This window comes from Curtobacterium sp. PvP017 (assembly GCF_054060195.1).
Genome location: NZ_JBSSCY010000002.1, coordinates 51011 through 76396, shown reverse-complemented (window position 1 = coordinate 76396; position 25386 = coordinate 51011). Strand labels below are relative to the sequence as shown.

At 68.8% G+C, this 25386-nt stretch carries 27 protein-coding genes and 1 tRNA gene; 18 read left to right on the top strand and 10 right to left on the bottom strand.

The features are described from left to right. Window positions 1-20 precede the first annotated feature (20 nt). The 7 genes from ACVKXF_RS04275 (at window position 21) to ACVKXF_RS04245 (ending at window position 6533) form a co-directional block, all read left to right on the top strand. Window positions 21-542, top strand: coding sequence for a PH domain-containing protein (locus tag ACVKXF_RS04275; RefSeq protein WP_111086938.1), 522 nt, complete (start codon window positions 21-23; stop codon window positions 540-542). Between the two features lie 9 nt (window positions 543-551). Next, on the top strand, window positions 552-2309 hold the full coding sequence (locus ACVKXF_RS04270; RefSeq protein ID WP_456794957.1) for a PH domain-containing protein: 1758 nt from the start codon (window positions 552-554) through the stop codon (window positions 2307-2309). Beyond that, the gene (locus tag ACVKXF_RS04265; RefSeq protein WP_222659121.1) at window positions 2306-2998 is read left to right on the top strand and encodes a Rossmann-like and DUF2520 domain-containing protein; all 693 of its coding nucleotides are present in this window, start codon (window positions 2306-2308) and stop codon (window positions 2996-2998) included. The genes ACVKXF_RS04270 and ACVKXF_RS04265 overlap by 4 nt, the downstream gene beginning before the upstream one ends. A 71-nt stretch (window positions 2999-3069) precedes the next feature. Further along, on the top strand, window positions 3070-4596 hold the full coding sequence (gene lysS / locus ACVKXF_RS04260) for a lysine--tRNA ligase (RefSeq protein ID WP_456794956.1): 1527 nt from the start codon (window positions 3070-3072) through the stop codon (window positions 4594-4596). Between the two features lie 44 nt (window positions 4597-4640). Continuing rightward, window positions 4641-4844, top strand: a complete 204-nt coding sequence (locus tag ACVKXF_RS04255; protein ID WP_111086942.1) for a hypothetical protein — start codon at window positions 4641-4643, stop codon at window positions 4842-4844. 131 nt (window positions 4845-4975) lie between these two features. After that, a complete protein-coding gene (locus ACVKXF_RS04250) occupies window positions 4976-5107 on the top strand; it encodes a hypothetical protein (protein WP_258373406.1) in 132 nt (43 codons plus the stop codon). Between the two features lie 367 nt (window positions 5108-5474). Continuing rightward, window positions 5475-6533, top strand: a complete 1059-nt coding sequence (locus ACVKXF_RS04245) for a sigma-70 family RNA polymerase sigma factor (RefSeq protein WP_123311023.1) — start codon at window positions 5475-5477, stop codon at window positions 6531-6533. A 149-nt stretch (window positions 6534-6682) separates the two neighbouring features. Here ACVKXF_RS04245 and ACVKXF_RS04240 read toward each other — a convergent pair whose 3' ends face one another. Continuing rightward, window positions 6683-7615, bottom strand: coding sequence for an NAD(+)/NADH kinase (locus ACVKXF_RS04240; protein WP_123311021.1), 933 nt, complete (start codon window positions 7613-7615; stop codon window positions 6683-6685). 70 nt (window positions 7616-7685) lie between these two features. Between ACVKXF_RS04240 and ACVKXF_RS04235 the strand changes: the two genes are divergently transcribed. After that, the gene (locus tag ACVKXF_RS04235; RefSeq protein WP_456794955.1) at window positions 7686-8162 is read left to right on the top strand and encodes a Clp protease N-terminal domain-containing protein; all 477 of its coding nucleotides are present in this window, start codon (window positions 7686-7688) and stop codon (window positions 8160-8162) included. Window positions 8163-8317: 155 nt separating this feature from the next. Continuing rightward, window positions 8318-10840, top strand: coding sequence for an ATP-dependent Clp protease ATP-binding subunit (locus tag ACVKXF_RS04230; protein WP_123311017.1), 2523 nt, complete (start codon window positions 8318-8320; stop codon window positions 10838-10840). Between the two features lie 255 nt (window positions 10841-11095). Here the strand turns inward: ACVKXF_RS04230 and ACVKXF_RS04225 are convergent, their stop codons facing one another. From ACVKXF_RS04225 to ACVKXF_RS04205, 5 genes are all read right to left on the bottom strand, one after another. Beyond that, complete coding sequence (locus ACVKXF_RS04225) at window positions 11096-12124, bottom strand: hypothetical protein (RefSeq protein ID WP_456794954.1); 1029 nt, start codon at window positions 12122-12124, stop codon at window positions 11096-11098. Then, entirely contained in the window at window positions 12121-13071 is a 951-nt protein-coding gene (locus ACVKXF_RS04220) for a hypothetical protein (protein WP_456794953.1), read from the bottom strand. The genes ACVKXF_RS04225 and ACVKXF_RS04220 overlap by 4 nt, the downstream gene beginning before the upstream one ends. Further along, on the bottom strand, window positions 13068-13526 hold the full coding sequence (locus ACVKXF_RS04215; RefSeq protein WP_456794952.1) for a hypothetical protein: 459 nt from the start codon (window positions 13524-13526) through the stop codon (window positions 13068-13070). The genes ACVKXF_RS04220 and ACVKXF_RS04215 overlap by 4 nt, the downstream gene beginning before the upstream one ends. After that, entirely contained in the window at window positions 13523-13966 is a 444-nt protein-coding gene (locus ACVKXF_RS04210; RefSeq protein WP_456794951.1) for a hypothetical protein, read from the bottom strand. The genes ACVKXF_RS04215 and ACVKXF_RS04210 overlap by 4 nt, the downstream gene beginning before the upstream one ends. 212 nt (window positions 13967-14178) lie before the next feature. Beyond that, window positions 14179-14631, bottom strand: a complete 453-nt coding sequence (locus ACVKXF_RS04205; RefSeq protein WP_123311007.1) for an SRPBCC family protein — start codon at window positions 14629-14631, stop codon at window positions 14179-14181. Between the two features lie 122 nt (window positions 14632-14753). Between ACVKXF_RS04205 and ACVKXF_RS04200 the strand changes: the two genes are divergently transcribed. Continuing rightward, complete coding sequence (locus tag ACVKXF_RS04200) at window positions 14754-15296, top strand: amino-acid N-acetyltransferase (RefSeq protein WP_181437672.1); 543 nt, start codon at window positions 14754-14756, stop codon at window positions 15294-15296. 64 nt (window positions 15297-15360) lie between these two features. Next, a complete protein-coding gene (locus tag ACVKXF_RS04195; RefSeq protein ID WP_456794950.1) occupies window positions 15361-16017 on the top strand; it encodes a hypothetical protein in 657 nt (218 codons plus the stop codon). A gap of 93 nt (window positions 16018-16110) precedes the next feature. On the opposite strand, the gene ACVKXF_RS04190 is transcribed toward ACVKXF_RS04195, so the two are convergent. Further along, window positions 16111-16842 (bottom strand): DUF3800 domain-containing protein, encoded by a 732-nt coding sequence (locus ACVKXF_RS04190; RefSeq protein WP_456794949.1) that lies wholly within the window; start codon window positions 16840-16842, stop codon window positions 16111-16113. A 74-nt stretch (window positions 16843-16916) separates the two neighbouring features. Beyond that, window positions 16917-17126, bottom strand: coding sequence for a transcription antiterminator/RNA stability regulator CspE (cspE, locus tag ACVKXF_RS04185; protein WP_017887662.1), 210 nt, complete (start codon window positions 17124-17126; stop codon window positions 16917-16919). A 281-nt stretch (window positions 17127-17407) separates the two neighbouring features. Here cspE and ACVKXF_RS04180 point away from each other — a divergent pair, with 281 nt between their 5' ends. Further along, a complete protein-coding gene (locus ACVKXF_RS04180) occupies window positions 17408-17791 on the top strand; it encodes an SseB family protein (RefSeq protein WP_123311003.1) in 384 nt (127 codons plus the stop codon). A 4-nt stretch (window positions 17792-17795) separates the two neighbouring features. Here ACVKXF_RS04180 and radA read toward each other — a convergent pair whose 3' ends face one another. Next, the gene (gene radA, locus ACVKXF_RS04175) at window positions 17796-19157 is read right to left on the bottom strand and encodes a DNA repair protein RadA (RefSeq protein ID WP_456794948.1); all 1362 of its coding nucleotides are present in this window, start codon (window positions 19155-19157) and stop codon (window positions 17796-17798) included. 10 nt (window positions 19158-19167) lie between these two features. Continuing rightward, window positions 19168-20133 (bottom strand): SGNH/GDSL hydrolase family protein, encoded by a 966-nt coding sequence (locus tag ACVKXF_RS04170; RefSeq protein ID WP_456794947.1) that lies wholly within the window; start codon window positions 20131-20133, stop codon window positions 19168-19170. A gap of 143 nt (window positions 20134-20276) precedes the next feature. Here ACVKXF_RS04170 and ACVKXF_RS04165 point away from each other — a divergent pair. From ACVKXF_RS04165 to ACVKXF_RS04140, 6 genes are all read left to right on the top strand, one after another. Further along, window positions 20277-20366 (top strand) — tRNA-Ser (locus tag ACVKXF_RS04165). 685 nt (window positions 20367-21051) lie between these two features. Further along, window positions 21052-21795: a hypothetical protein gene (locus ACVKXF_RS04160; RefSeq protein WP_456794946.1), complete on the top strand. Its 744-nt coding sequence runs from the start codon at window positions 21052-21054 to the stop codon at window positions 21793-21795. Next, complete coding sequence (locus ACVKXF_RS04155) at window positions 21770-22933, top strand: XRE family transcriptional regulator (protein ID WP_456794945.1); 1164 nt, start codon at window positions 21770-21772, stop codon at window positions 22931-22933. Before ACVKXF_RS04160 ends, ACVKXF_RS04155 begins: the two co-directional genes overlap by 26 nt. 326 nt (window positions 22934-23259) lie before the next feature. Further along, entirely contained in the window at window positions 23260-23934 is a 675-nt protein-coding gene (locus ACVKXF_RS04150) for a hypothetical protein (protein WP_456794944.1), read from the top strand. 30 nt (window positions 23935-23964) lie between these two features. Continuing rightward, a complete protein-coding gene (locus ACVKXF_RS04145; protein ID WP_456794943.1) occupies window positions 23965-24591 on the top strand; it encodes a hypothetical protein in 627 nt (208 codons plus the stop codon). Window positions 24592-25099: 508 nt separating this feature from the next. Next, a complete protein-coding gene (locus tag ACVKXF_RS04140) occupies window positions 25100-25345 on the top strand; it encodes a transposase (protein WP_456795331.1) in 246 nt (81 codons plus the stop codon). The last annotated feature ends 41 nt before the right edge of the window (window positions 25346-25386 follow it).

The following is a 25386-nucleotide window of genomic DNA, read 5'->3' as shown; positions in this document are numbered from 1 at the left end:
ACACCCCCTGGAGGCCCGCGATGGCGCGTGAACGACTCGACGAGCCGGGGCTCGGCCTGACCGGCATCGACTGGACCAGGGTGTCCGCCAAGCTCGTGTGGACCGAACTCATCACGACGCTGGTGATCGGGCTCGTGGTGACCGCCGGCCTGGTCCTGATCGGGATCGTGAACGACGGTTTCGGCTCGGGCGCCGGCACGGTCTGGTTGCTCATCGGCATCGTGGTGCTCGTCATCACGCTGGTCACCGCGGCCCTCACGCCCCGCCGTGTCCGCGCGATCGGCTACGCCCTGCGCGACGACGACCTGGTGGTCCGCCGCGGCCTGATGTGGCAGCGCTTCACGGCCGTGCCGTACGGCCGGATGCAGCTCGTCGACGTGGCCAGGGGTCCGCTCGACCGCGCACTCGGCATGAGCGAGCTGAAGTTCGTCACCGCTGCGGCCGCCACGAACGTCCGCATCCCCGGTATCCCGGCCACCGACGCCGACGAGCTGCGCGACCGGCTCGTCGAACTCGCCGAGTCCCGCCGCGCCGGGCTGTAGGGGGTCGCGGTGACCTTCCGACCCGGCCCGCCGCCGCCCACCCCGCCCACACGCGGGAACGCCGCTGCGGCCGCGCCCCTGACCGACGGCGAGTGGCACCGCCTGCACCCGCTGACCCCGCTGCTCAAGGGCGGGATCTTCCTGATCGTCATCCTCGGCTACGTGCTGAACAGCCTGCGCGACCAGCTCGTCGAGTTCTTCATCCCCGGCGGCGAGCAGCAGGACGGCGACCCGGTCCGCTACGTGTACGAGCACGGCGTCGTCGGCTGGGTGCTGCTCGGCGTCGCGGTGTTCCTGCTCGTGCTGATCGGGCTGTTCTACCTGTCCTGGCGGATGCACGAGTTCCGGGTCACCGGCGAGATCGTCGAGGTCCGTTCCGGCGTGCTCTTCCGGAACCACCGCAAGGCCCGACTCGACCGGATCCAGGGCATCAACATCTCGCGGCCGCTCATCCCGCGGGTGTTCGGCACCGCGAAGCTCGAGATCGCGCAGGCCGGCAACGACGCCAACGTCCAGCTCGCGTACCTGGGGGTGCGGGCCGCCGACGACCTGCGGTCGCGCATCCTCGTGCTCGCGTCCGGCGCGAAGGACGACGACCGCGGCAGCGGTCCGGCGCGTGCGTCGAACGGCGTGCTGCAGGACCGCGTCGACGAGATGTTCTCGCCGGAACTCGACCCCTCCGCCGTGCACGCGACCCGGATCGTCAAGGTCAAGCCCGGACGCCTGATCGCGTCGATGCTGCTCTCCGGCACCACCGTCTTCATCCTGCTGGCCGTGGCCGCGATGATCGTCAGCGTCGCGCTCACCGGCGAGTACGGGATCCTGTTCGGGCTGTTCCCCGCGGTGATCGGTGCGGGGAGCTACTACGTCCGCAAGTTCTCGCGGTCGTTGCAGTACACGATCGCCGAGACCCGCGACGGCATCCGGATCGGGTTCGGGCTCGTCTCGACCTCGAACGAGACGCTGCCCCCCGGCCGCATCCACGCCGTCAGTGTCGCGCAGCCGCTGCTCTGGCGCCCGTTCGGCTGGTGGGACGTCCGGATCAACCGCGCGACGAACGCCGGCAACGGTGCGTCGAGCAACCAGCAGGCGTCCGCGATCGTGCTGCCCGTGGGCACCGCGGCCGACGTCCGCGAGGTCCTCGACATCATCCTGCCCGGCCTGGTCGGCACCGTCGTCGCCGGCCCCGAGGCGTCCCAGGAGGCCCTGCGGGAAGGCTCCGCCGAGGCCGTCAGCGTCGTCGACGACAGCCTGACCACGAGTGGTGACCAGGGCGGCTTCGTGCACTCCCCACGCCGCGCCGTCTGGCTCCGACCGTTCGCGTTCCGACGCAACGGGTACCGGTTCGTGCAGGGCGCCGTGCTGCTGCGGCTCGGCGCCGTCTGGCGGTCGCTCGTCATCGTGCCGCTGCCCCGGGTGCAGAGCGTCAAGGTCGAACAGGGCCCGCTCGAGCGTGCCCTGCGTCTCGCCGCCGTCCACGTGCACACCGTCGCCGGCCCGGTCTCGGCCCGCGTCGGTGCGCTCGACGCGCGGGACGCGCAGCGCCTGTGGTCGGAGACCACCCACCGAGCCGTCGAGGCCGCTGCGGTCGACACGTCCCACCGGTGGCGCGAACGGGAGGCCCGTCCCGCGTCCGTCACGCACGCTGCGGACGTGCCGTGGCCCGAGACCAGTGCCCCTGCCGGGCCCGACGCCGACCACCGGCCCGGCACCGTGCCTCCCGGCCCGGGGTGGAGCGACGTCCCGCCGTCCGGAGCGGTGCGGTGAGGGCCGGGCGCCTGGGCGTCGGCGTCGTCGGCGCCGGACGGGTCGGACCCGTGCTCGGAGCCGCACTGGCGAACGCGGAGCACGCGGTCGTCGGCGTCACCGCCGTGTCCGCCGAGGGGCGCGACCGTGCCGAGGCCATGCTGCCCGGCGCTCCCGTGCTCGCGACGCCGGACCTGGTCGAGCGGAGCGAACTCGTGCTCCTCGCCGTGCCGGACGACCAGCTGGCCTCGCTGGTGCAGGGCCTGGCGGACGCCGGCATCTGGCAGCCCGGCCAGCTCGTCGTGCACACCAGCCCGGACCACGGTGTCGGCATCCTCGCCCCTGCGATGGCGGCGGGTGCGATCCCGCTCGCCATCCACCCGGCGATGGCGTTCACCGGCACGAGCGTCGACCTGTCGCGGCTGCGAGACGCCTACTGCGCGGTGACCGCACCCTCGCCGGTGCTGCCCATCGCGCAGGCCCTGGTGGTCGAGATGGGCGCCGAGCCGTTCGTCGTCGCCGAGGGGGACCGGCCCGCGTACGCCGACGCCGTCCGCGCCGCCGTGAGCTTCTCGACCGCGATCGTGGACCAGTCGGCGGGAACGCTGTCCGGCATCGGCGTGGACCACCCCGGCCGGGTGCTCGGTGCGCTCGTCCGCTCCGCCGTGGACAACGCGCTGACGGCGGCCGACGGGCAGTCGACGCTGTAGCGAGTCCGGGGCGGGAGCGCGGCGCGGGTAGCATTTCCCCCGACCCCCACGACCATCGGAGCCGCACCCGCATGACCGACGAGACCGCCACCACCGACACCGCGATCGCCGACGCCGCCGCACTGGCCGAGCAGGAGACCAGCGAGCAGCGACAGGTCCGGCTCGACAAGCGCGCGAAGCTGCTCGAGTCCGGCATCGAGGCGTACCCCGCCGAGCTCCCGATCACGACGACGATCCCGGCGGTCCGCGAGCAGTACGCGCACCTCGAGACGGGTGAGGAGACGCAGCACGTCGTCGGCATCGCCGGCCGCATCGTGTTCTCGCGCAACACCGGCAAGCTCTGCTTCGCGTCGCTGCAGTCCGGCGACGGGTCCCGCATCCAGGCGATGGTGTCCCTGGCCGAGGTCGGTGACGAGTCCCTCGCGCGCTGGAAGGAGTTCGTCGACCTCGGCGACCACGTGTTCGTGCACGGCCGCGTGATCTCCTCGCGCCGCGGTGAGCTGTCGATCATGGTCGACGAGTGGGCGATCGCGGCGAAGGCGATCCTGCCGCTGCCGAACCTGCACAACGAACTCAACGAGGAGACGCGGGTCCGACAGCGCTACCTCGACCTCATCGTCCGCGACGAAGCGCGCGCCACCGTCCGCGCCCGCGCCGCCGTGATGTCCTCGCTCCGCCAGACCTTCACGGCGCACGAGTACCTCGAGGTCGAGACGCCGATGCTGCAGACCCAGCACGGCGGCGCCTCGGCCCGACCGTTCGTGACGCACTCGAACGCGTTCGACACCGAGCTCTTCCTGCGCATCGCGCCGGAGCTCTTCCTGAAGCGTGCCGTCGTCGGCGGCATCGACCGGGTGTTCGAGATCAACCGGAACTTCCGCAACGAGGGCGCCGACTCGTCGCACTCGCCCGAGTTCGCCATGGTCGAGGCGTACCAGGCCTACGGCAACTACGAGCAGATGGCCGACCTGACCCAGGAGCTCGTGCAGAGCGCTGCGCGGGCGGTCACCGGCGGCTCGCTCGAGGTCACCCTGCCCGACGGCAGCACCTACGACCTCGGTGGCGAGTGGCCGCGCATCGACATGTACGGCTCGCTGTCCGAGGCCGCCGGGCGCGAGATCACCCCCGAGACCCCGCTGTCCGAGCTGCAGGAGCTCGCGGCGGCCGAGGGTGTCGAGGTCGCGCACGCCACGCACGGCAAGTACGTCGAGGAGCTCTGGGAGCACTTCGTCATCGACTCGCTCGACCGCCCGACGTTCGTGATGAACTTCCCGGTCGACACCTCGCCGCTCACCCGCGAGCACCGCACCCGTCCCGGCATCGTCGAGAAGTGGGACCTGTACGTCCGTGGCTTCGAGCTCGCGACCGCCTACTCCGAGCTCGTCGACCCCGTCGTCCAGCGGGAGCGCTTCGTCGAGCAGGCGAAGCTCGCGGCCGGCGGCGACCCCGAGGCGATGCGCGTCGACGAGGAGTTCCTGCGGGCACTCGAGCACGCGATGCCGCCGTCCGGCGGCATGGGCATGGGCGTCGACCGCCTGCTGATGGCGATCACCGGCCTCGGCATCCGCGAGACGATCCTGTTCCCCCTGGTGAAGTAGCCCGCACACAGTTCGGCGGCGCCGGGGCGGGGTACGATGCTCCGGTGCCGCATGGAGTCGTGACCGGGATCATCTTCGCCCTGACGCCGACCATCGTCGTCGGCCTCATCTTCTGGTTCGTGATGCGTGCCATCATGCGGGCCGACCGCACCGAGCGTGCCGCCTACGCCAAGGTCGAGGCCGAGGAGCGCGCCCGCTTCGAGCGCGAGCACGGCGTCCCCGCACCCGCACCGGCATCCGCCGAGTAGCCGCGCCGCCACACCGCCGTACCCCGCAGGCTGCTGACCCCGCCCTGGTCACCAGCCTGGACTCCTGTGCGCCCTCGATCGGTCACGCACCGTTCACCTCGCCGTCGCGCGCCCGGGTGAGCATCGTCCGCATGGCAACCACACACCCCTTCACGGGTCGCAGCCTCGTCGGCGACATCGAGAGCGAGTACGACGAGTTCGACCGAGACGCCGACCTCGAGGCGTCCAAGCGCCGGGACGGGTGGCTCGAACCCTCCTGGTGACCCCCACCCCTTCGGTTTTCGGGGTACGACCACCGGATCGCACTGATCCGGGCGGACGTACCCCTTTTGCATGTCCAGAAGGCGCGGTGCGGCGGGGTACAGATTCGGAAACGCGTGAGAAACACCCTTGCAACGCCGGAAACATCACGTCACACCCTTGATCCGCCGCAGTTCGGGGGACCACACTGACGGCAGTGCTGTACCCCACGGGGGACGGTTTCGACCGCGAATCACGGAGAAGCCTGAGAATCATTCCGATCGGTTTGTGGGGTACACCTCCGGACCGCTTTACTCATCAACACCCCCAAGCACGACCCCCCAGCACCACCGCACGAAGCCATCACCGCCGAACGCAGGGAGCAACACCATGACGATCGCAACGGCTGCACCGAGCACCACCCGCCGCGCCACCACGAAGAAGGCAGCGGCATCCAAGACCCAGGGCGCCGAGTCCACGACCACCTCCCTCGACACCGAGGTCGAGGCCGACGAGCAGCTCGCCGGCGTCCGCGGTGCTTCGGTCGACCAGGTCGGCGACTACCTGCGCCACATCGGCCGCCTCTCGCTCCTCACCGCCGAGGAAGAAGCGCAGATCGCCCGCCGCATCGAGGTCGGCCTCTTCGCCGAGGAGAAGCTCGCGACCGAGAAGGGCCTCGCGAAGACCCTGCAGCGCGAACTGCGCTGGCTCGTCCGCGACGGTGAGCGCGCCAAGGAGCGCATGATCACCTCGAACCTCCGCCTGGTCGTGAGCATCGCCAAGCGCTACTCGCAGCGTGGCCTGCCGTTCATGGACGTCATCCAGGAGGGCAACCTCGGTCTCGTCCGCGCGGTCGAGAAGTTCGACTTCACGCAGGGCTACAAGTTCTCGACCTACGCCACCTGGTGGATCCGCCAGGCGATCTCGCGTGGTCTCGCCGACAAGGCCCGCACGATCCGCATCCCGGTGCACACCGTCGAGCTGATCAACAAGATCTCCCGCACCGAGCGCGACCTGACCGTGGACCTCGGCCGTGCGCCGATGCCCGACGAGGTCGCCGCCGAGCTGAGCATGACCGTCGAGGAGCTCGTCGACCTCAAGGGCCGCTCGCACGAGCCGGTGTCGATCCACACCGTCGTCGGGGACTCGGACGACAGCGAGCTCGGCGACTTCATCGAGGACGAGGACGCTGCGTCCCCGAACGAGCTCACCGAGACCACGCTCCTGCACCGCGACATCCGCTCGATCGTCGCCGAGCTGCCGAGCGAAGAGGCCAACGTGATCCGCATGCGCTACGGCCTCGACGACGACAAGCCGATGACGCTCGACGAGATCTCGAAGATCGTGCACACGACCCGCCAGGCCGTCAGCCGGGTGGAGTCGCGCGCCAAGCTGCGCCTGTTCGCCAAGGCGGTCTCGCAGGACATGCAGCTGTACCTGACCGACTGAGGTCAGCAGGCTTCGGCCGGCGTCCGCGTCGGCAGGGGAACCCGGGTCGTTCTGTGGGAAGGCGATCCGGTGGGGTGATGGGAAGGCCCGCTTGAGCACTGCTCGAGCGGGCCATTCGCCGTTCCGGGGGTGGGACGGTACCGGGATCGCTACTGGTCGAGTTCGCGCCCGAGCTTCTGCCGCAGGTCGCTCGGGATCAGTTCGATGAGCTGGTCGGGCCGCACCGGCAGGTCGAGCAGGCTGAGCTTCACCCGGCCGGTGCGTCCGTGCCGCTCTGCGTCGAGCCGGACGACGCTGCCGGCGTCCTTGCGGAGCCGGACGTCGATCTGCGCCCCGGTGGCGACCTCGCCGACGACGAGCCCGTCGACCTCGAGTGCAGCGCTCCTGGTGCCCTCGGCGATGTCGAACCGGTAGCGCTCGCGGGCGGCGAGCACCACGGCGCGGTCGATCCCCGCCATCGGTGCGACCGGGGTCACGACGGAGCCGGACAGTGCGGGGGAGAGCACCGGGCCGCCCGCGGCGTAGTTGTACGCGGTGGAGCCCGCCGGGGTCGCGGCGACGATGGCGTCGGCACGGTAGTACCCGTAGCCGAGGCCGCCGACGCTGAGGTCGGCCGACACCTGGCCGGAACCGGGGCGCCGCACGATGGTGAGGTCGTTGAAGGCCAGGTAGTCAGTGCGCGCGCCGCTCCAGGACAGGCGGGCCTCGAGCGCGTGGTGCGGCTCGAGCTGGTACTCGCCGGCGGACAGTCGGTCGAGCGCGGCTTCGAGCTCCGGCGGCTCGATCTCCACCAGGAACCCGACGTTGCCGTAGTTCACGCCGAGCACCGGCACCGGACGCTTCGCCACGAGTCGCATCGCGCCGAGCATGGTGCCGTCACCGCCGAGGGCGACGACGAGGTCGACCCGTTCGGTGAAGTCGTCGTCCTCCACCGCGGTGATGCCCCCACCGATCCGCTGTGCGTCGGCGCGGCGGGCGACGAGTTCGCCGAGCCCGGACGCGTTCCAGCGCTGCAGGGTCGTGACGGACTCCTGCACGTTCTTGGTCGGGTGGACGACGAGGCCGACGACGGGCTGATCCATGACCGGATGGTACCGAGCCGTGCTGAACCGAGGGGTGTGCAATTGTCATCGCATGCGATATTCTGAATACATGCAGATCGCTCAGCTGTCCGTCGCCCTGCCCACTGTCCGCCAGGGCCGCGAGATCGTGCTGCTCGCCGACCTCGAGTCCCACGAGACGGGCTTCGGCTTCGTCGACGCGGAGCACCTCCTGCTCGCGGCCGTCACGCTCTGCAGCGGGATGCCCCGCTTACGCTCGGCCCTCGACGCACACGGGGTGAGCCCCGAGGCGGTCCGCGCCGAGATCAGCGTCTTCGTCGGTGCGCGGGCCTCGTGCCCCGACGAGCACGACCGGGTCGCCTGCACGCCGGCGGCGGCACGGGTCCTCGCCCGGGCCGCCGTCCTCGCCGGCCCCGCCGAGCGCGTCCGCCCGGTGCACGTCCTGCTCGCCGTCCTCGACGGGGTCGACGACCCCTTCATGGGGTCGGCGCACGACGTCCTCGACGCCCTGGGCGTCGAGCCGCGCCGCTTCCGGCGTGCCCTGCGCCGGGCAGCACGGCGCGCCTGAGTTCGCTCACTGCGCACATCGCGCAGTGAGGTCACGCCCACGGCGAACAGGGGCAGCCCCCACGGGGAGCGCTGGTTACTCTCGGAGTACGTGACCGGACTCAGACGAGACCGGACCAGCTGTCGGCTCCGTCAGAAAGGGCCAAGGGAGAGCACATGTTCGAGAGATTCACCGACCGAGCCCGTCGGGTTGTCGTCCTCGCTCAAGAAGAAGCGAAGATGCTCAACCACAACTACATCGGCACCGAGCACATCCTCCTCGGCCTGATCCACGAGGGCGAGGGCGTTGCCGCCAAGGCGCTGGAGTCGCTCGGCATCTCGCTCGACGCCGTCCGCGAGCAGGTCCAGGACATCATCGGCCAGGGCCAGCAGCAGCCGACCGGGCACATCCCGTTCACGCCGCGTGCCAAGAAGGTGCTCGAGCTGTCCCTGCGCGAGGCGCTGCAGCTCGGCCACAACTACATCGGCACCGAGCACATCCTGCTCGGCCTGATCCGCGAGGGCGAGGGCGTCGCAGCCCAGGTCCTCGTGAAGCTCGGCGCGGACCTGAACCGGGTGCGCCAGCAGGTCATCCAGCTCCTGTCCGGCTACCAGGGCAAGGAAGCGGTCGCCGTCGGCGGCGAGCAGCAGCAGAACGGCCAGCAGCAGGGTTCGCAGGTCCTCGACCAGTTCGGTCGGAACCTCACCCAGGCCGCTCGTGACGGCAAGCTCGACCCCGTCATCGGGCGCGAGAAGGAGATGGAGCGGGTCATGCAGATCCTCTCCCGCCGCTCCAAGAACAACCCCGTCCTGATCGGTGAGCCCGGCGTCGGCAAGACCGCGGTCGTCGAGGGCCTCGCCCAGGCGATCGTCAAGGGCGACGTGCCCGAGACGCTCAAGGACAAGCAGCTCTACTCGCTCGACCTCGGGTCGCTCATCGCCGGGTCCCGCTACCGCGGTGACTTCGAGGAGCGCCTCAAGAAGGTCACGAAGGAGATCCGCACCCGCGGCGACATCATCGTCTTCATCGACGAGATCCACACGCTCGTCGGTGCCGGTGCTGCCGAGGGCGCGATCGACGCCGCCTCGATCCTCAAGCCCCTCCTCGCCCGCGGTGAGCTCCAGACGATCGGTGCCACCACGCTCGACGAGTACCGCAAGCACTTCGAGAAGGACGCCGCACTCGAGCGTCGCTTCCAGTCGGTGCAGGTCAACGAGCCGTCGCTGCCGCACACGATCAACATCCTCAAGGGCCTGCGCGACAAGTACGAGGCGTTCCACAAGGTGTCCATCACCGACGGTGCGATCGTCTCGGCCGCCAACCTGGCGGACCGCTACGTGCAGGACCGCTTCCTGCCGGACAAGGCCATCGACCTGATCGACGAGGCCGGCGCACGCCTGCGGCTGTCGATCCTGTCGGCGCCGCCGGAGCTCCGCGAGTTCGACGAGAAGATCTCGACGGTCCGCGGGCAGAAGGAAGCCGCCATCGAGGAGCAGGACTTCGAGAAGGCCGCCTCGCTGCGCGACGAGGAGAAGAAGCTCCTGGGTGAGCGTCTCCGCCTCGAGAAGCAGTGGCGTGCCGGCGACGTCGCCGCGTCCGGCACCGTCGACGAGGGCATCATCGCCGAGGTCCTGGCGCAGGCCACGGGCATCCCGGTGTTCAAGCTCACCGAGGAGGAGACCTCGCGTCTCGTCTTCATGGAGAAGGCGCTGCACCAGCGGGTCATCGGTCAGGAAGAGGCCATCTCGGCCCTGTCCAAGACGATCCGCCGCACCCGTGCCGGCCTCAAGGACCCGAACCGCCCCTCGGGCTCGTTCATCTTCGCCGGGCCCACGGGTGTCGGCAAGACCGAGCTCGCCAAGGCGCTCGCCGAGTTCCTGTTCGACGACGAGGGCGCACTGATCTCCCTCGACATGTCGGAGTTCGGTGAGAAGCACACCGTCTCGCGTCTGTTCGGTGCCCCTCCCGGGTTCGTCGGGTTCGAGGAGGGCGGCCAGCTCACCGAGAAGGTGCGCCGCAAGCCGTTCTCCGTGGTCCTGTTCGACGAGATCGAGAAGGCCCACCCGGACATCTTCAACTCGCTGCTGCAGGTGCTCGAGGAAGGCCGTCTCACCGACGGTCAGGGCCGCGTGGTCGACTTCAAGAACACCGTCATCATCATGACCACGAACCTCGGTTCGCAGGGCATCGCCGGTGGCCCGGTGGGCTTCCAGGTCGAGGGTGACTCGGCCGTCGGCTACGACCGCATGCGCGGCAAGGTCAACGAGGAGCTGAAGAAGCACTTCAAGCCCGAGTTCCTGAACCGTGTCGACGACACGATCGTGTTCCCGCAGCTGTCGCAGTCCGAACTGCTGCAGATCGTGGACCTGTTCGTGAAGCGCCTGGCCGACCGTCTGCTCGACCGCGACATGACGGTGGAGCTCACGCTCCCCGCCAAGGAGCAGCTCATCAAGGTCGGGTTCGACCCGTCCCTCGGTGCACGCCCGCTCCGTCGCGCGATGCAGCACGAGGTCGAGGACCAGCTGTCCGAGCACATCCTGCAGGGTGAGCTCAACGCCGGTGACCACGTGAAGGTCGACTTCGTCGACGGTGCGTTCCACTTCGAGACCGGGCGTCAGCCGGGCCGCGAAGAGGTCCTCGCCGGCGCAGCCGCGGTCGAGACCGCAGCGGACGCGCCCCAGGGCGAGATCGAGTCCTAGGACCCGACGGTCTGCACGACGGGAGGTCCGGTGCCAGCTGGCACCGGGCCTCCCGTCCGTCATCGGGTCGGTCCAGATCCCGGATCGCCGATGCGCGCGTCCCGCGTCCACGGACCCTCGTCCGGGGGTACGGTGGAACCAGCGCGCGAGACGTTCCCCCCAACTCCTCGCGCGTCGCACTCGATCGGTTCCCCCCAACGGATCGAGTCGCTGCCGGCCCCGGTCTGTTCGCAGACCGGGGCCGTTGCACGTCCGCTAGGCGATGGCGGGCAACGTCTCGACGAAGTGGCGGACCGCGTCCTCCCAGCGCTCCGGGTCCTCGTTCCACTCGAGCGTGTGCGGTGCCGTGCGGAAGGCGACGGCGGTGGTGTGCGGGCGTGCGGTGATCGCGGCCACGTCGTCCGCTGCGACCAGTGCATCGGCCTCGGAGTGGACCACGAGCGTCGGCGTCGTCGCGTCCTGCCAGGCCGTGGTCGTTACCGGTGCCGACGCTCCCGCCAGGCGGGACAGCACCGGGGTCGTCGCGATGCGCGCAGCGACGGTGCCGACGAAGGCGGGCAGGCGTGCCCCACGGACCGCTCCGCGGAGTGCCGACGCGACGTCGAGCAGCGGCGAGACGGCCACGATCCCATCGACGTCGACCCGGCCGGCGGCGACCGAGCAGGCGAGGGCGCCGGCGGACCACCCCTGCAGCACCACGCGGCGGGCGCCTCGGGCGCGGGCGGCGCGGACCGCGGCGACGATGCGGTCTGCAGCCCCCGGGTCGAGCGACCGGAGCGGCAGGTCCGTGGTGTCGAGGACCTCGGACGTCGCGCCGAGGCCGCGCCAGACACCGACGCCGCGGAGGACCTGCCGCGGCCCGAGGGACTGGCCGTGCACGTGGACGACGTGGGTCGTGGCGGCCTCGGGCTCGGCGCCGGGGACGTCGGCCGGCCCGTCGTACCGCAGGGCGTCCCAGGCCCATTCACCGGTCGCCACGGTGCCGGTGACGCGGCGGCGGATGGTGTCCCCGCTGGGCTCGGTCTCGGTGCTCGCGGCGACGAGGGCACCGACCTGGACGCGGGCGTCGTCGCGCTGCAGGTCGTACGTCCCCGGCAGGCGGGTGTCGCGCGTCGCGACGAGTTCGACCTCCGTCCCGGTGCTGCTCCGCACGGTGGCGGTCGCCGTGTACGGGGCGGGGAAGAGCAGTCGTCGGGCGACGAAGGCGCCCAGTCCGAGCGTCCCGACGGTGCCGACTGCCGTTCCGAGTGCGGTTCCGAGTGCGGTCGTGCGTCCGGCTGTCATGAGAGCTCCCTGAGTCGTGCGGTGGTGAGGGTCGCCGCAGCCGGGACGTCCTGCCCGGCCTCGCGTGCGCGGTCCTCGATCTCGACGGCCAGCCGGTGCAACCGACTGCGCCACTGGCGACGCTGCCAGGCGATCGTGAAGTAGAGCCCGGTGTGCCCCGAGGCCGCCTCGAGTCGCCGGAGCTCCGGCTCCAGGCTGCGGAACCGGTGCCGGGTGTCCCGCCAGTCGCGGAACTCGCGTGCCGCGTCCGGCAGCACGCCCCCGGCGGCACCGACGGCGAGCAGCACCATGGACAGCAGGAACACCGGGGCGTACACGGTGGACAGCGCCCGGACCGCGCCGTCGACACCGGCGACGTGGACGGCGTCGAGCGCGATCGCGATGACGGCGAGCAGGACCAGCCCGACGGCCCCGACGACGAACAGCCAGTACATCCGGCCGAGGCCGTCACCGCTCCGGAACCCGCGCAGGACGGCGGTGGCGGAACGGGCGATGACGACCGCGATGTACGTCATCTCGACCGCGGAGTACAGCGCGGTCGGCAGCTGGTCGCCGTAGACGGTCATGAACTGTGCCGTCGGCGTCGGTGCGTCCACCAGCGAGAAGAGCACGACGAGCGTGAGGAGCAGGACCACGCAGGCGATGATCCGGCTTGCGCGCAGCAGCTTCGCGGAGCGCGCAGCGGCCTCCACCGACTGCGCGAGCGCGAACATGCCGCACACCATGAGGCACCGTCCGACCAGGTCTGCGATGTTGGGCACGTGCGTGACGCCCGCGAGGAACGTGGTGACGTCCGGTTGGTTGATCGTCAGGCCGACGGCGACGAAGCCGCAGCACGCCATGAGCCAGGTGACGCTCGCCGACTGGGTCCGCACCAGCAGCAGCCGGACGACGAGCACCGTCAGGATGACCCACACCGGGATCGATCCCCAGACGTGCAGCGTCACCGGAAGATCCCGGGCTCGCGGTCGTCCGGGTCGAGCAGCCCGATCCGGAGCGCGAGCTCGTCGGCGACGAGTTCGACCGCCTGCTCGTGCGGGGTGTCCAGCGACCGCGCGAACGCCGTCCGGCCGGTGAGCAGCCCGGTGTAGGCCTGGTGGTCGCAGCCGGGGTCCGCCAGGAACACGTGGGCGAGTTCGTGGAGCACGCACGCCACGCGGGAGCGCTCGGACAGGTCCGGACGGGTCTCGAGGAGTGCGTGGTCGGCACGCTGGATGAACCGTGCGGAGAGGTCACCGGGCAGGTCGGCCGTCCGCAGCCGGATCGGCTTGCCGAGGGTCGACTCGGCGCGGGCGAGGAGCGCGGGCAGCGTCAGCCGCCGGGGGAGCCCGAGTCGCCGCACGCTCCGCCGGGCGACCGCTTGCCGACGCCGGGCGCCGAACCGCTCGCGTACGCCGGTCACGGCGCGGACCCCGACTCGTCGAGCCGCCGGAGGTGTTCGGTGAAGTCCCGGATCTCGTCGGCGGAGGCGAACTCGCTGAGGCGTCGGGTCGCGAAGGCGACGACCTCGCGTTTGCGGAGCTCGAGGACGAGTTCGAGCTGCGCCTGCACCCGCTCGGGCACGTCGGTGTTGCCCGCCGCGTCGGTCAGGTACTCCGCCGGGACGCCGAAGTAGCCGGCGAGTGCTGCGAGCAGGCGCTGGTCACGGACGGCCGGGCCGTTGCCCCCGAGCATGTAGCCCCACCGCGGCCGGCTCATCGACGCACCCTGTGCCTCGATCTCGGCTGCGATCTCCTTGTAGGACGGTCGCTGCCCGGCATTCGCCTCGACGACGTCCATCAGCAACTGCAGCTTCCGGGAGAGTTCTCGCCGGTGTGCATCGTCGTCGTTGTACTCGATCATGTCTCCCCGCCCTGTATATCTGTCTCAGACATGATAAAACTGGACCAGCGCGACGGCCAGTGTGACCACTTTGCCAGGCTCGCGCCGGACCGGCAGGTCGGCATGTCGTGGGGGGATGCCGAACGAAACCGGTGCACGGACGAAACGGGAGGCCCGGTGCCAGCTGGCAACGGGCCTCCCGTCTGTCCGCCTGCGGACGTCTCAGGCCGTGATCACGCCTGCACGTCGCCGCGCCAGCCCGTGTCGGTCGGAGCGGACTCGACGCGCTCCTTGTAGTTCTGCAGGTCCTTCTTGATGGCGTGGCCACCGACGCCGACCGCTGCGCCGAGCTTCTCGAGGAAGCCGGACGGCTCCCAGTCGATCTGCGCGGTGACCCGCGTCTCGTTGTCGGACAGCTTGTGGAAGGTGACGACACCGGCGTGGTCGGTCTCGCCGTCCTTGACGGTCCAGGCCACGCGCTCGTCGGGGTGCTGCTCGGTGATGACGGCACGGAACTCGCGCTCCTGGCCGGCGACCTTCACGGTCCAGTCGGTGGTCTTGTCGTCGACCTGGACGATCTTCTCGACCTCGTCGAGGAAGTGCGGGAACTCCTCGAAGCGGGTCCACTGACCGTACGCTGCGGAGACGGGGACGTTGACGTCGACGGTTTCGATGATCTGAGGCATGGTGTGGACGGTAGGCGGCTCAGCCTGTGCACCGTCCAGCGGGGTGTCCCCCGGGAAGGTCCGCTGCCGCTCGTCCGGGCGCGGCGTTCGGTTGCGCTCCGGCGCGGTCTAGGGTTGTCGAGATGACAGAGCACGGGAAGCACGCGTTCGACGTCCGTGACGAGCACGGGATCCTCGTGCGACCGGCACTCGCCTCCGACGTCCCGCACATCCAGCGGCTCATCGCCCCCTACGTCGACCGGCGCATCCTGCTCGGCAAGGAGAACGTCGCGCTCTACGGCTCGATCCAGCAGTTCCGGATCGCCGAAGGACCCGACGGGGTACCGATCGGCTGCGGCGCCCTCGCCGTCTTCTGGGACGACATCGCCGAGGTCCGCACCCTCGCGCTCGACGCCGACTGGATCCACAAGCGCGTCGGACACCGGATGCTCGAGGCGCTCGAGCACGACGCCCGGGAACTCGGCGTCGCACGGATCTTCTGCCTGACGTTCGAGGTCGACTTCTTCGCGAAGCACGGGTACCTCGAGATCGGTGAGCAGGTCGTCGAACCCGCCGTCTACGCCGAGTTGGTGCGGTCGTCGGACGAAGGGGTCGCGGAGTTCCTCGACCTCGCCCGGGTCAAGCCGAACACCCTCGGCAACACCCGCATGCTGAAGATCCTCTGACGCTTTCGCGCGGCACCCGGCGGGGGTCCCGCACCGGGCATCCGGGGTTGTCTACCCTGTGCGCATGTCGTCGTTGCGTCACCCCGTCGGGCCCGAGAAGCCGGTCGTGTACTGGCGCCGTCGTGCAGCCGTACTCGGCGCGCTCGTGATCATCGTCGTGGTGGTCGTGCTCATCGTCGTCGGACGGGGGAGCGCGTCGACCCCGACGGCAGCACCGACGTCCTCGCCGTCCGCCTCGGCCGGTGGTGCGTCGTCCGCTGACCCGTCCCGCTCGGCGTCGGCGCCGCCCTCGACCGCTGCCGCTGCCGCTCCCGACGGTTCGACGTGCAGCAAGGACCAGGTCGTCCTGATGCCCGTGCTCGACAAGGAGGCCTACGGCCCCACCGAGGACCCGAAGATCGCGATGTCGATCAAGAACACCGGCACCAACTCGTGCCACCTCGACCTCGGGTCAGCGCAGCAGGTGCTGACCATCAGCTCGGGCGAGGAGCAGTACTGGTCGTCGAAGGACTGCCAGACCGGCGGCACGAACCAGGACGTCACGATCAAGGCCGGGCAGACCCTGACCACGCCCGCGATCGCGTGGGACCGCACCCGGTCGTCCACCACCACGTGCGACGCGTCCCGTCCGGCGGTCTCGGGTGACGGGGCCAGCTACCACCTGCAGGTCGCGGTCGGGAACCTGAAGTCGAAGACCTCGGTGCAGTTCATCCTGCAGTAGCTCTGGCGCCGCGCGGGCTGGTAGCCTCGTCCCAAGTGGATTGGGAATGCCCGATCGGCGTCGAACCCCCGGAACCCCCGGGGGTTCTCGCTTTCACGGGTACACCTTCAAGCCCCAGCCCTTGACCGAACCAGACGGCGACTTCGGCATCCGCTCGAGGATCCGGTCCCAAGCGCGGTTGGACTGATCGGGCTTGAGGAGGTGTGTGCCGATCGGACGAGCGACGAGATCGGCGATCTGGAGCCCGGCGCTGTTCGTCTGCTTGCTCGCGATCTTGAAACGGAAGGTCTCGGCCATCCCGCGCATCTTCGTAGTGGTCATGATGCGGTCGAACTCGGCCTCAAGCTCCCGGTCCTCGGAGCGGCCCCGGCTCTCGAAGACCACGAACGTCTCGCGCCGAGACGCTCCTCGATCCTGGAGCTGTAGGAAGACTCGTTCGAGGCCGAACTCGAGTGCGACGTGGTAGGGACTCGTGTCCTCTCCGACCCGGCGGACGAACTCGTGCTTCCGGATCGCGGATGCAACCACCCCGAAGCGCTCATCGAACACGGCATCGACTCTTGCCATGAAGTCACTGCGGACGGAGGCGTTCAGGAGGATGTCGAAGGGCGGCGCTGACTGACGCATCTCCCGCTCGTGGAGGACGACCATGTCGTGGTTGAAGAAATCGAACTTGAGACGTTGCACGAGCGGAACGATCCGGTCGACGTAGACGTCGACAGGGAAGATGCAGAACGCGAGTACGAACATCGGATAATCCGGATTGATGCGCGTGAGACTGTGATCTCCGCTTTCGTCGACGTAGACGATGTATCCACTGCGCACTGGTCCAACATATCAGTGGACAGCAAACGGCCCCGCCGTCCAGAGGACGACGGGGCCGTTCGAAGCTGATGTGATCAGCCGAGGACGGTGATGTTCTCCGCCTGCGGGCCCTTGCGGCCCTCGGTGATGTCGAACTCCACCTTCTGGTTCTCCTCCAGCGACTTGTAGCCGTTGCCGGCGATCGCGGAGAAGTGCGCGAAGACGTCAGCGCTTCCGTCGTCCGGGGCGATGAAGCCGAAGCCCTTTTCGTTGTTGAACCACTTGACGGTACCGGTAGATGCCATGATGGCGTTTCCTTAGCTTTCTTGCGTTCCGCCATGGTGCGATCGCACCTGCGGAGCCCCGACGTACGTCGACGGGGGTGATGCGCCACGCGGGCAGGTGCCGGCGGGACGGGTTCGGGGTCAGGCCTGATGGCCAGTGACCCTGGTAGTCCGAGTTGAGGGGCAAACCACCTCGCCCGAACGTTGAGCGCCGCCGAAGCGGTTCCATCAGGCTAGCGTGCTCAGGGCCGACTGGCTACCCGTGCGTCACTGAACGACGAAAATCTGGTGGAATTGATCAGATGGCAGACAAGGAACAGCGCTTCCGGAGCGAACAGCTCGAGGAAGCCCTCGCGAAGCAGGACGTCGCTGCGGTGGCGTTCGCGCTGCGCAACGACATCGTGATCGTCCCCCGGCTCGTGACCGGCAAGAAGGACATGCAGGTGCGGGTGTTCGGGCGCGAAGGCTCCGAGAAGCGCATCCTGCTGCTGTTCTCGTCGGCCGACGCCTACACGGCGATGGTGCCGGACGAGAAGATCCGGCAGGTCATGGTCTACGACGGGCCGCGGCTCGAAGAGTTCCTGAGCGCCCACCTCGACATGCTCGAGGGCGTGTTCTTCGACATCGCCGGGCCGAACACCATGCAGGCGACGCCCGAGGACCTGTTGGCCGCATTGCGCGCTTAGGCGATCAGAACGCGCGGTCGAGTTCGCGCTCGCGGGCGGAATGCGTCATGGAGAACGCCACGCGGAGTGCTTCGCGCAGATGCCCGGAGTCGGCGCCGAGGACGGTCGTGAAGCCGAGTCGGCTCGCCTCGTTCACGCGCTGCTTGGTCCCCGTGGCCGGACGGATCTCGCCCGCCAGGCTGATCTCGCCCACGGCCGCGAGCGTGTGCGGGTACGGACGATCCCGCGCCGCGCTCGCCAGCGCCAGGGCGATCGCCAGGTCGGCGCCGGGCTCGGTCAGCTTCATGCCGCCCACCGTGGAGACGTAGACGTCGGCATCGGAGAGCTTGAGACCGGCTCGGCGTTCGAGCACCGCGAGCAGCATCGCCACGCGTGAGGCATCGACACCGTTCACGACCCGGCGGGGCTGCGGAGCCGAGCTCGGGACGATGAGCGCCTGGACCTCGACCGGGAGCGCCCGGCGCCCCTCGAGCGCGACGGTCACGCACGTGCCGGAGACCGGGGTCGCGTTCTTCGACATGAAGAGGCCGCTCGGGTCCGGGACCTCGTGGATGCCGTCGCCGCCCATGTCGAAGCACCCGACCTCGTCCGTGGGGCCGAACCGGTTCTTCAACGCCCGGACGAACCGGAGCGCGGTCTGCCGGTCGCCCTCGAAGTGGCAGACGACGTCGACCAGGTGCTCGAGCAGGCGCGGCCCGGCGATCGTGCCGTCCTTCGTGACGTGGCCGACGATCAGGACGGGGAGGGCGCGGTCCTTCGCGATGCGGATCAGGGTCGAGGCGACCTCGCGCACCTGCGACGTGCCGCCAGCGATGCCGTCGATCGAGCTGGACGAGATGGTCTGGACGGAGTCGGCGATGAGCAGGTCCGGCTTGACCTGGTCGATCTGGCCGATGATGACGCCGAGGTCGACTTCGCTCGCCAGGTAGAGGTCGTCGTGCATCGCACCGGTGCGCTCTGCGCGCAGCCGGACCTGGTCGACGGACTCTTCCGCACTGACGTAGAGGACGCGCTTGCCGGAAGCGGCCGCCCGTGAAGCGACCTCGAGCAGGAGCGTGGACTTGCCGACGCCCGGCTCGCCGGACAGCAGGACCGCGGCACCGGGCACCACCCCGCCGCCGAGCACCCGGTCGAACTCGCCGATGCCGGTCTGCCAACGCTGCACCGTGGTGCCGCGGGCTTCGGTGATGGGGCGGGCCGCGCGGGCCCCGGTGACGGCGACGGCCGCCGTGCCCCGGGTGCTCGCCGAGACCGCCGAGGAGTCCTCGACCGTGCCCCAGGTCTGGCACTCGCCGCACCGGCCGACCCACTTGACACTGGTCCAGCCGCACTCGGTGCATCGGTAGAGGGACTGCGGGCGCGCCATGTCGTCGAGGCTAGGCCGTGCCGCCGACATCACCGGAGCGGTGCACCGGCTCGTCGGGCAGGGCGATCGAACCCGTCATCCGGTTGCGGATCCGTTCGACGGGACTCGGTCGGGTGGTGTGGTCGAGTGCCTCGGCGCCGTCGGTGTCCTGCTCGGCCCGGGCGTTCGCGACGGCGCCGGCCTCTCGCCCGAGGTTCTCCGCCTCGCGCGCGGACAGGTAGTGCCGGATCGCCGCCACGGTGTCGACTCGGGCGTCCACCGCGGGCTCGAACGCGCTCGCCCAGACCTCGTACCCCCGGTCGTTCGGGTGGAACAGGTCACCGTAGCTGTTGAAGAACGTGCGGCGGACCCCGACCCGCTTCGTGATGGTGTGCAGCGGCGCCACCGTGAGCCCGAACTCCGCGGCCACCCGGTGCACGATCTCGTTCGCCACCGCCACCTTGCGCTCACGGTCCGGCACGAACATGCACGGCAGCTCGGCGACCACGGCATGCGACGGCACTGCGCCGTAGATCGCCCGGATGTTCCGCTCAAACTTGTCCGGATCGAAGTCGGCGATGTCGTTCGCCCCGATCGACACCGTGCAGATGTCCGGCGTGTACTGCCGGAGCTTCGGCAACTGGTCGCGCTTGGCACCCCACGTCGTCGAGCCCGAGACACTGAGGTTCACGACCCGCACCGACTCGTGCGAACGGTGCCGTATCCGCCGAGCCAACAGGCCCACGTACCCGCGCGACGGTACCGTCGCGCCGACGCCCTGCGCCGCCGAGTCACCGATCGCCACGTAGAGCACCTGCCCCTCGTGCTGCTGTCGCTCGTGCCACCAGTCCGCGTGGATCGGCAGCATGTCGACCACCCGTTGCGCAGCCGCCCGTTGCCCCTTGACGCCGGCGCGGGCCCCGATGGCAGCGGCGCCGAGGACACCGGCCCCACCGAGGACGGACGTCAGGAGTGCGATGAGCGTGCGGGTCTTCATGTCGTGGACGGTACGCCCGCAGGCCGAGTCGACGACGTGGGCGGCCTGTGGGTGGGGGAAGAGCCCTGGGGGCGACCGCCTGTGGAGGGCAGGCCGATGTCGGGTGGCGTGACGGGCCTCCCGGATCGTGTAAGCTCTTTCCCGGTACCGTGTCCGAGCGGCCGAAGGATCATGTCTCGAAAACATGTGTGGGGGCAACTCCACCGTGGGTTCAAATCCCACCGGTACCGCCACAGGAAACCCCCGTTTGAGCGGGGGTTTTCTTTTTCTGGGAGCGGCCGTGGTGCGACTCTGGTGCAGATCTCGCTCGGGACGGCCAGACCTATGTGGGCGCGCACTGGTGTGAGCTTGTCGGGCCGATCTATCACGAGCATCATCCCAAGTCGACGTGCAGCAGCCGCTGACGGCCCGACTCCGAAGGAGTTCCTCGGTGCGGTCGCGCGGCGGCCATCACGGTTCGACGGACTGACGTTGCAGGAGACGTACGCCGAGCTCAACGCTACGGAGGGGCGGTCGACGCAGCACTCGCTCGACTCGCAGCGGTCTGGAATGATGCCCGGGCGCTCGACACAGACCTCGAGAAAGCAGCTAGTGAGTCCAAGCAGGGGCTAGCACCAGATATCGGTAGCTAGCCCGGCACTGCACGGCTGCGGCCGATGCGAACCGCGCCCGCGACGCCGTGGACGTTCCCTATGACAGCGCCGGGCGTCGGACGCATGTGCGGTCAACATGGAAGCGGACGGCCTCACGCCGACCATCCCCGCACCAGCGAAGGCGTGGGGCATCCAGCGCAAGCGCAGGTGGCTCAGCCAAGCGGTCATCGCTTGTTCGCAACCGGAATTGGCGTTTAGGTGCACATTTCTAAACCAAGCGTGTACCGTTATGGATGACGGCTTCCCTTCGACCCCGGAGTTCGACATGATCAGCACCGACTACCAGCCGACCATCTGGATGCTCGACGCCTTCGGTGCCGAAAGCGCCGCCGTCGCAACCGCGCTCGCCCGGGCTGCGACGGCTGCGCAGTCCGATGGTCACGACGCCAAGACCGGCAGTCGCCTGCGGACAAACGAGGCGTATGGGGCGGCCACGTGGCTCGCCTTCGCGAACCACGCGGCAGACGAGTTGGAAGACCTCGGCGGTGAAGTCATCCGGCCCAAGCGGTGCCGCTACCGAGTCGGCATCATCAACAACACTCTGGTGCTGGTGGTCAAGCTCGCTGCCAGCAGCAAGGGCATCGACGACATGAAGATCCGCTCCGGGATCCGCCAACGCATCCTGCGCCTCGCACCGGTCCAGACCCACACGACGCTGGATTTCGGGGACTGGGAAGACGACGCCGACGTGGACACAGTGCAGGATTCGGAGTTCGGCGCTGCAACCCGCGCCGTTCTGGTCGTCATGGAAGGTTCCGTCCGTAGCGGCGTCGAGAAGATCCACATCGGTGACGTGCGAATCGATGCTGACGGATCGGTGTTGTGGGCACACCACGAGCAGCTCCCGGCCACGGTGACGGAGACGACCGCCGCAGGACTTGTTGCGCTCGACCTCAATCAGACGACCGACTCCTTCGCCGCTGGCGATGCACCTCAGGCACCTCTCACGCTGGTCGAAGATGAGGACGAGGACACTGGTACCGATGGGACGTCAGACATTGATTCGTGACCGCGCTCTCGGCGGTGCCGGACGCATCGCCCTCTCCTTGGAGACGGTCGCTGAGACGTTCGATGGCGACCGGCTTCGACAAGCCCGTCAACTTGCGCTCCGCACCAAGCAAGACGTCGCAACGGAGATCGGGGTCTCTGCTGCCGCAGTGGGCCAATACGAGGCGAACGCGATGGCACCGCGTCCAGAGCTTGTTGGCGCTCTCGCTTCTGCTCTGGACGTCTTGCCCGAGTTTTTCGCCGCAGGTCGGCCCCAGTCGAAGCTCGAGTCAGGTGATGCGTTCTTCCGTAGCCTTCGCTCGACGACGGCTCGCCAACGGGCCAAGGCCACCTCGTACACGGAGCAGGTGTGGGAACTGGTCAACGCCATTGAACGCCACGTCCGTCTACCCAAGGTGAACCTTCCCTCCTTCGAGTCGGACGCCGGCCGTCCGCAGGATCCGGTAGCGATGGCGCGATCCATTCGCCAGTCTTGGGGCCTGGGCGGGAAACCCGTTGCTCACTTAGTGCGGCTTCTGGAGAGCAAGGGCATCATCGCCGTACTTGTACCAATGGTGGAGGAAGAAGTAGCGCGCATCGACGCGTTCTCGACCCTCGCGTTCGATCGCCCGGTCATGGTGCTGTCCGTTGATAAGGCAGACGACGTGTTTCGCCACCGGTTCACTGCCGCACACGAACTCGGGCACCTGCTGATGCACGGCGAGTACACCGCTGGCGACCCAGCACTAGAGCGCCAGGCGGACCGGTTTGCGGCCGAGTTCCTCATGCCCACGAACGTGGTCCGAGACGAGCTCCCGGCCCGGTTCGACATGCGCAAACTTGCCCAGCTGAGCGAGCACTGGGGCGTCTCGGTGCAGGCACTTGTGTACCGGAGCAAGGAGCTTGGGCTTATCTCGGATTCGGCTGCGCGTCGCGCGTACATCAAGCTGCACGAACTCGCCGACACGCCAGCCGTAGCGCCTCGGCCTGTTCGGCAGTATCCCGGTGAGGTGCCTGGGATGCTCGCCCAGGCAATTGAGCTCGCAAGCAGTAGCAACGTCACTGTTGCGTCGATCGCTGCTGAGCTGGCTTGGAAGCCGTCTCGAGTGCGGCGCCTTCTTGGGGAGGTCGACTCGCGACCGACCCTCACGCTGGTCTAGACCGGCGAGTTCCAGACCCGCTGCCCGATGGACGACGGGTCTGGAATGCTCTCACCGCGCGGGGAACCCCGGCAGATCGAACGGCAAGTACTTCACCGCTCGGATGATGCTGATGATCGTCGCGACGGAAAGGTCACTGGCTCGGCACCAGCGTCGATGCCATCGGTGATGAGGTGACAGATCTCGGCGAGCGGGTGCGGTTGCATGAGCAAGTCACTCAAAGTCCGAAGACGAAACAAGGGACCCCATGCGGGATCCCTTGCGTTTCGTGTGTCCGCGGGGGGAGGCCGGAAAGCCCGCCAGTCCCACGACTCTGCACCTACAGGGTGCATTTCCCACGTGCCGGCTGCTACCCCCCCCCCCCCGACGATGCGAACATCCGATCCTCGCTCAGTGCGCCCCGCGTCGGCACCTACATCAAGGCTGCTGGCGGCGACACGGCCCGCGCCGTCGAGCTCTACGGCTGGAACGCTCGCATCTCTGCCACCCTGATGCTCCCCGCGCACTTCGCCGAGGTCACCACGCCCAACGCCGCAGATGAAGCCCTGGCGGCCGTCTACGGTGCCCGGTGGCCGTGGACCCCGACCTTCGTACAGAGCCTGCCGAACCCGAAGGGCAATGTCTACAACCCCCGCCGGAACCTGCAGGTGGTCGCGAGCCACGAACTTACCACGGGGAAAGTCATCGCCGAATTGAAGTTCGTGTTCTGGCAGACGATGTTCACCGCTCGCCACGTCGGCCGCGTCTGGGCCCCACACATCACCACACTCTTCCCCGGCGCCACTACCAGCGCGAAGCCGCTCCGCGGGCGCATCTACGACGACCTCGACGCGATCCGGCAGCTCCGTAACCGCATCGCTCACCACGAGCCAATCTTCACCCGCAACCTCAGCAAGGACCTCGCTCGCATGCTCGAGCTGGTCGACCTCCGCTCCGCAGCCACCTCGACGTGGCTACGAGCGATGGAGGACGCCACAACGACACTCACCGAACGGCCATAGCAGGCAGCCGCAGCCCGTTAGAGTGCGCGCGTGGAACTCGGGTGGGTGACGGCAATCGTGACGACGCTGGTCGGTGGAATCGTGACACTCGCAACGCTCTGGCGAACGACCGCGATGGCTGCGAAACGCGACAAGGATGCCGCGGATCGGGAGGACGCCCGACGTCGTGAGGATCACGCCCGAGAGCGTCGATCGCTTGAGCGGGACGCCGTGATGCGCCTCGTCGCCCGGTATCAGTCCACACACACGTACGCCCGAACGTTCACTCCTCGCCTCATCGCCGAACGTATCGACACCATCGAGCACGGTTCGTTCGTCGATGCGGTAGAAATTCGCACTTTCGAAGACGGATTTGACCGATGGTGGCAGCGACGAGAAGACCCTCTCGGGCTCGATGTCGAGCTCATCACAGACGCCGACGTACGTAGTGCCGTACGTACGTGCGAGGACCTCATCGCCGAAGCAATCGGGGTCTCCCACGAGGCTTACACCGCAGATGCGCAGATTCTCGTAGTGCGGTGCTCCTACCTAGCATTCGAGATTCTCAGCGCCTGGCTCCGTGAGGAGCCGATGTCAGCCAAGCACGTGACCGACGCGGCCAACTTCGCGAAGGTCCTCCAGTCCTACTACGACTCATTCGACCAACCGGACCAATAGCCAGATTCGCCGAGCCAAACGGGACTGCTGTCGATTCGGTTGACTCCTGACCCGTGGGGACGTGGCCCTCGCTGGAATGATGTCGGTCATGGCCAAGCCCTACCCGGAGGAGTTCCGATGCGACGTGATCGCGGTCGCGCGACGGGGTGAGATCCCGTTGACGCAGGTCGCGAAGGACTTCGGGATCTCCGAGGGGCCGTGACGAACTGCCTGCGTCGAGCCGACATCGACGACGGGGTCATGCCCGGGACCACAACGACCGAGAACGTCGAGCTGCGAGAGCTTCGGAAACGGAACCGGCTGCTAGAGCAGGAGAACGAGATCCTTCGCCGTGCCGCCGCGTATTTCTCCCAAGCGCGCCTCGCAAGTAATGTACCCGCTGGTCCTTGAACTCGTCGCCGACCGGATCCCGGTCGCGGCGACCTGCCGGGTGCTGGGCTTTTCGAAGCAGGCGTTCTACGCCTGGCGGAAGAGCCTGGTGAGCCGTCGTGATTGAAAGAACGCGCACCTGACCAATGCCTCCGTCGATGCGCACCGTGACGACCCGACGTTTGGGTACCGGTTCATCGCCGACGACCTCGCCGCCGACGGCCACCGAGTCTCGGAGCGACGCGTGTGGCGGTTGTGCTCGCAGCAGCGGCTCTGGTCATTGCATGCCAAAAAACGGCGACTGACCCGGAAAGCGGCCCGCCGGTGCACAATGACCGGGTCCGGCGGGCATTCACGGCCCCGGACCTGGACCGGCTGTGGTTGACCGACATCACCGAGCGCAACACGGCCGAGAGGGGCGGTGAT

Coding starts and splice junctions, on each gene's coding strand:
- ACVKXF_RS04245 (WP_123311023.1), top strand. CDS start 5,475: ATGACGATCGCAACGGCTGCACCGAGCACCACCCGCCGCGCCACCACG.
- ACVKXF_RS04240 (WP_123311021.1), bottom strand. CDS start 7,615: ATGGATCAGCCCGTCGTCGGCCTCGTCGTCCACCCGACCAAGAACGTG.
- ACVKXF_RS04170 (WP_456794947.1), bottom strand. CDS start 20,133: ATGAAGACCCGCACGCTCATCGCACTCCTGACGTCCGTCCTCGGTGGG.
- ACVKXF_RS04155 (WP_456794945.1), top strand. CDS start 21,770: ATGGGACGTCAGACATTGATTCGTGACCGCGCTCTCGGCGGTGCCGGA.
- ACVKXF_RS04275 (WP_111086938.1), top strand. CDS start 21: ATGGCGCGTGAACGACTCGACGAGCCGGGGCTCGGCCTGACCGGCATC.
- ACVKXF_RS04200 (WP_181437672.1), top strand. CDS start 14,754: ATGACAGAGCACGGGAAGCACGCGTTCGACGTCCGTGACGAGCACGGG.
- ACVKXF_RS04230 (WP_123311017.1), top strand. CDS start 8,318: ATGTTCGAGAGATTCACCGACCGAGCCCGTCGGGTTGTCGTCCTCGCT.
- cspE (WP_017887662.1), bottom strand. CDS start 17,126: ATGGCATCTACCGGTACCGTCAAGTGGTTCAACAACGAAAAGGGCTTC.
- ACVKXF_RS04235 (WP_456794955.1), top strand. CDS start 7,686: ATGCAGATCGCTCAGCTGTCCGTCGCCCTGCCCACTGTCCGCCAGGGC.
- ACVKXF_RS04225 (WP_456794954.1), bottom strand. CDS start 12,124: ATGACAGCCGGACGCACGACCGCACTCGGAACCGCACTCGGAACGGCA.
- ACVKXF_RS04180 (WP_123311003.1), top strand. CDS start 17,408: ATGGCAGACAAGGAACAGCGCTTCCGGAGCGAACAGCTCGAGGAAGCC.
- ACVKXF_RS04195 (WP_456794950.1), top strand. CDS start 15,361: ATGTCGTCGTTGCGTCACCCCGTCGGGCCCGAGAAGCCGGTCGTGTAC.
- lysS (WP_456794956.1), top strand. CDS start 3,070: ATGACCGACGAGACCGCCACCACCGACACCGCGATCGCCGACGCCGCC.
- radA (WP_456794948.1), bottom strand. CDS start 19,157: ATGGCGCGCCCGCAGTCCCTCTACCGATGCACCGAGTGCGGCTGGACC.
- ACVKXF_RS04210 (WP_456794951.1), bottom strand. CDS start 13,966: ATGATCGAGTACAACGACGACGATGCACACCGGCGAGAACTCTCCCGG.
- ACVKXF_RS04250 (WP_258373406.1), top strand. CDS start 4,976: ATGGCAACCACACACCCCTTCACGGGTCGCAGCCTCGTCGGCGACATC.
- ACVKXF_RS04205 (WP_123311007.1), bottom strand. CDS start 14,631: ATGCCTCAGATCATCGAAACCGTCGACGTCAACGTCCCCGTCTCCGCA.
- ACVKXF_RS04160 (WP_456794946.1), top strand. CDS start 21,052: ATGATCAGCACCGACTACCAGCCGACCATCTGGATGCTCGACGCCTTC.